The sequence below is a fragment of the Hydrogenophaga sp. genome, from assembly GCF_026125825.1.
GTDB lineage: Bacteria > Pseudomonadota > Gammaproteobacteria > Burkholderiales > Burkholderiaceae_C > Hydrogenophaga.
This window is the reverse complement of sequence record NZ_JAHCKK010000162.1, coordinates 1-4,971: the sequence shown is the minus strand read 5'-3', so window position 1 is coordinate 4,971 and position 4,971 is coordinate 1. Positions and strand designations below refer to the sequence as shown.

3 protein-coding genes are annotated in these 4,971 nt (G+C 69.1%); 2 read left to right on the top strand and 1 reads right to left on the bottom strand.

Annotation, left to right across the window (positions count from 1 at the left end; translation table 11 throughout):
• The first annotated feature begins 584 nt into the window (after nucleotides 1-584).
• Nucleotides 585-1,514, top strand: a complete 930-nt coding sequence (locus tag KIT86_RS24095; RefSeq protein ID WP_297403117.1) for a hypothetical protein — start codon at nucleotides 585-587, stop codon at nucleotides 1,512-1,514.
• Between the two features lie 277 nt (nucleotides 1,515-1,791).
• Complete coding sequence (locus KIT86_RS24090) at nucleotides 1,792-4,164, top strand: reverse transcriptase domain-containing protein (RefSeq protein ID WP_297403118.1); 2,373 nt, start codon at nucleotides 1,792-1,794, stop codon at nucleotides 4,162-4,164.
• A gap of 334 nt (nucleotides 4,165-4,498) precedes the next feature.
• Here KIT86_RS24090 and KIT86_RS24085 read toward each other — a convergent pair.
• The coding region (locus KIT86_RS24085) for a hypothetical protein (RefSeq protein WP_297403115.1) at nucleotides 4,499-4,971 on the bottom strand (473 nt) is incomplete at its 5' end.

Sequence of the window (4,971 nt, the reverse complement as noted above, 5' to 3'; positions counted from 1 at the left end):
TCTGGCCTATCTCGCCACAGACTATTCAAAGAAAACTAAGCCTGCCACGTGCTCGCTCCGCGCGTATATATGGGGCACGCTGGCGGCCACACCACTCAGGCCTTTTTCTTCTGTCGGTCTGGCCTCCGGCGGCGTCGATCGGCCTCGGGCGTACCGTTTAGCTCCTTGCCGTCGACGCTTGCCGCGGCTTCGCCTCGTTACGGTGTGCGTTGCCTCCGTGTTCGAGCGTTGCCATGCCGCGCCGGGCGCAGAGCGCGCCGGCTGCGAGCTCCGCCCCCGTCCGACGGACGCGGCGGCAGGTGACCTCTGAAGGCACCTCTGTAGAGACAGATGCGCACGGGGTGGCCGCGACGACGCCGCAGCCGAAGGCACGGCGTCGTCCGGCACCGCGTCGACGGGCGCCCGCCTTGGCGGAGGAGCCCGTGTCGCGGCCCGCGGACCCATCGATCGAATCGATGTCGGCCCGCCTGGATGCCCTCACCACGATAGTGGCGGGGCTGCAAGCCAACACCCCAGCTCCCCCTGCGCCGCAGAGTCAGGCTGGGGAGTGCGCTTCCCCTCCGATGCGCAAGAGAGCGCGATGGATGAACGCCGGCCCGCCTGACGATGATCAGGATGGGACCGAGGAGGAGGGAAGGGACGATGAGCGCAGCGATGGAACGCCCCTCATCGATCCAAACGACGACTGGGCCCCCGAGCGGCGCCCAAAGTTCGTCTATGATGTGCCGGCCAGCGCACTGGCGGACATCTTCCCGGGGTACGTGGACGGCGGTAGGACGCCCTCCTTCTTTGAGTCACCCTTGGCCAAGCACGAGGTGCAGGCCGTACTCGAACGGTACCCAGAGCCGCGCAATTGCCGGCTGCGACTGTTCACCCCGGAGGCGGCGCTGCCGACGCAGGCCGCTAAGGGCAAGTCAGTGCCCTCCGACCGGGAGTTCACGCGGAAGTACGTGACCCCGTTGACGGACATCCTGCGGCCATGCCTTCGCATGCTTGCCCAGGATGATGTCGGCGCAGTCCGACTGCACTACGCGACGCGTGCGTCGCTGGTTGACATGGTGCGCCTGATTAGCCACCACCTTGCCCACGCACGCCACGAGCGCGTGCTGCAGGTGTTTGGGACGATGATCCCCGCGCATGTCGTCGCGCATGCGACCGCGCCACGCGTGGATCAGCGCGACGAGGCACTCTGCGACGCAGCGACCGTAGAGGCGCTGCAGAGATCCATCACGCTATCCGCGTCGATCGCGAAGCTTCGCGAGACCGGAAGTGCCTCGCGGCCCAAGTCAGGCAAGCCTGGCGCCTCGCAGCTGCTGGCGCAGCCCTTTCGCGCGCGCTCGGCCTTCGGGGCCGAGCACGATGGGAGCGCGCGGCGCTCGCGCGACCACTTTCGAGGCCCCTCGCAGTTCAGCAAGGGCCCCCACGACACCGGCACCGAGCGCCCTCCACGCGGAGCCTACCGCGGTCGGGGGCGCGCGCGCGGCGGCAGGCACGCCCATCGGGGCGCAGCCTGACCCGCCGCCGGGTTTCTCTCGGGTGGCGCCATTTCGGCCGGCCGTGGCGCCACCCAATTCGCCGCCCGTCCGGCCCTTCGTGGCCGGGGGGCTAGGCCGGCACCTCGCAGCGTGGACCCACCTGCTGCCCGCCTCGTTTGCGGTGCGGTCGGGCCTGCTCCGCCACGGGCTCACCCTCGAGTGGGTTCGGGGCCCGCCGCCGGCGCGCGCACGCGCCCGCGGCCAGCGGACCCTGTCGGAAGCGGAGACGGCCGCCCGCGACTCGATCGTGGACGAGATGCTGGCGACCGGGGTCGTCGAGCCGCTGCAGACGACGAGCCACTGCGCCCTCTCGAGCTTCTTCGTCGTGCCGAAGAAGGGCGGCAAGTGGCGCGGCGTGCTGAACCTCCGCTGGGTGAACTCGTTCATCCAGCCGCGTCACTTCAAGATGGAAGGCATGAGGGAGATGCGCACGCTCGTCCGAAAGGGCGACTGGATGACATCGGTCGACCTGCAGTCCGCCTACTGGCACGTCCCGGTACACCGGGACTATCGCCGCTGGCTAGCGTTTCAAACGCCACGCGGCGCCTTCCAGTTCGCAGTGATGCCCTTTGGCGTGTCGTGCGCGCCCCGCGTGTTCACGAAGCTGATGCGGGACGTGATCGCCCTCCTGCGGGAGCAGGGCATACGGCTGATCATCTACCTGGACGACATGCTCATCCTGGCCGCATCCAGGGAGGAGTCGCTGCGACACACGCACATCGCGCTCCGTCTCCTGTACGATCTCGGACTTGCCATCAACACCGACAAGTCCGCCCTGACGCCCAGTCGGTCGTCCGAGTTCCTGGGCTTCCTCATCGACACGCGGCGCATGCAGCTCTACGTGCCGGCGGCCAAGCGCCGTCAGATCTCCGACGAGGCACAGAGCCTGCTCGGCGAGGCGGCATCGCCCGAGGCGATCACCTGCCGCATGCTGGCATGCTTCCTGGGCAGGACGCAGTCCGTGGCGCTCTCGGTGCGCCACGCGGCGCTCCACTGGCACGAGCTGCGCGGGTGCCTCACACGCACGTTCCGCCGGGCCGGCTGGTGGGAGGCGTGCGTCCTGCTGACGCCCGCAGCGCGCCAGGAGCTGCATTGGTGGATCGACCACCTGGAGAGGTGGAACGGCCGTGCAGTCCTGACGCCGGCCCCAGCCATGACGCTAGTCACGGACGCGTGCAACTGGGGCTGGGCCGCCCTAGCGGACGGCGGCCGGCTATTCACCAGGGGGTTCTGGACGCCCGAGGAGCGCGCGTGGTCGACCAACGCGCGCGAGCTGCTAGCCATCGTCCTGGCTCTGCGAGCCTTTCGGGAGTCCCTGATGCCGCGGTCGCACGTTGTGATCCGGACGGACAACAGCACCGCGGCGTCGTACATCAACCGCGGCGGGGGCCGCGCACCGCACCTGGCGAGCATCCTGCACTCGATCCGGAGCCTGATGCTCGAGATGGACATCGAGCTGCGCGCTCAGCACATTCCGGGCGTTCTCAACGTCGCAGGCGTGGTTCCCGGTGTTGATCACGATGATCTGCGACACGCCCATCATCCTGCCTCGGCAGACGGGCGTGTTCTGGGACCTGGGCCAGGACTACGGCCCCATGCCCCCAGCGAGGTGGGGGCACGCGATCTGTCGCGTCTCGGGTTTGTCCGCGCGCGTGCGCGCTTTTGCGCGGGCGCGACAGAGAGGATCTTCCGCAGCTGGCGGAATCCTACCGGATACGACAAGGCCTGGCGAGAGTTCGCCGCCTTCGCCCACGGACGCGGCGTTGATCCGGAGCATGCTTCGATCGATGACATCGTCGACTTCCTGCATCTAAAGGCGGAGGGAGGCGCCAACTACGGCGCCATCACAAAGGCCCGCGCGGCGATCTGCCAGACGCTTCAGCTGGTAGGTCGCACGGACGCCCAAGCCGACGCGCCGGCTCTGGCACGGCTCGTCCGGGCCATCCGCCTCGAGCGACCGCCCGTCGCCCGCTATGGCGAGGACGACGTGGTCGATTGCCCGCGCCTGCTGGGGTGGGCGCGCGTGACAGCCGCAGCAGCGGACTGTCCTCTTGCGCGCCTGCGTGACGCGGCCATCGTGTCGCTCATGATCCACCTCCACGCACGGGCGTCGGATCTAGCCCGCTTGCCGTGGGATGTGGCGCATCGACAACTGGAGGGTGCGGTGTGCCGTGTGCGGTACTTTCGCACCAAGGAGTGGCGGCCCGGCTCAGCGCGGCAGGCGCGGCAGGGCGCGTTGGGTGACTGCACGGCGTGGGTCACCGTGCCGGCGTGGCCGGACGACCCGGGCGCGTGCCCGGTGGCACTGCTGCGCCGCTACTGCGAGCGGATCGCGGACCTGCCGCGCGCGCCCGGGGCCGACTTTGTGTTCCTGTGCTCCCGGCCGCGTCAGGGCTGCTACGCGTGCCTGACGAGCCAGCGGGTTGCTTCCATCGTGCTTGCGGCGATGCGGGCGTGCGGGCTGCCCCCGCACCTGCGACCCCACGCGATTCGGGGCCAGAGCGTCAGCGACGCTCTTCGGGCCGACCCGCAAGCCTCGGCCGCGACACTCGCGCGCGCCAGGATGGACCTGTCGGTGCAACGCCGTCACTACAGCCGCGCCGCAGCTACCGCAGCAGAGCATCTTTAAATACCGGCGCAGCGCTAACCGATTCGTTTTAGCGCCATACGCCTATTGCGGTGATCTGTGCATGGCGGCGTACGGAGGGCGCGTAAGGTATCAAGGGGGTCTCCGCCGCGCATGGCACGGCGCACGAGTCTCCATGGAGCGCAATCGGATGGAGCTGCAGCTAGCTGCCTATCTATCGCGCGCGACGCGACTGCCGCCGAATCGGTCAGGGCCCGTTCCAGCGAGCGACCTGGCCCATCACCTTGCCGCCCGCTTCCGCGAAGGTGCCACACGCGTGCAGCGCATGGTCGTAGATCGTCAAGTCCGTGCCTACCGTCGACCACGCCGTGCCGTTCTAGCGCGCAATGCAACTGGAGTTCACGCCGCCGACTGTCTTGAACCAGCCGCCCGAGTACAGTGCCCCGTCGAAGAGCGCCAGGGCCTCCACGTGCGAGTCATCGCCACTAACGCCCGCTCCCCGCGCCGCCGACCACGCCGTGCCACTCCAGGGAGCAACACGGAGCGCTGTCACGCCGGCCGTTCCAAAGTTGCCGCCCACGTACAGGGCGTGGTCATCGACGGCCATGGTGTTGGCGAAGTTGTTCAGTCCCGTGCCCAGCGCTGACCACGCGGGAGACACAGACGCGCCTGGGACGCGCGACGCTGACGGGGAGGGCGAGGCGGACGGAAACGGTGCCTGCAGCCACTGGGCGACGAAGCTGCACGGCACGCTGCCGGCCTGCGTATAGCTGCCGCCCGCAAAGACCGCGGCCCCGAGGACGGTCGGGGCCGCGATGCCGCTGTTCGCGGGAGTGTTGGACGTGGTCC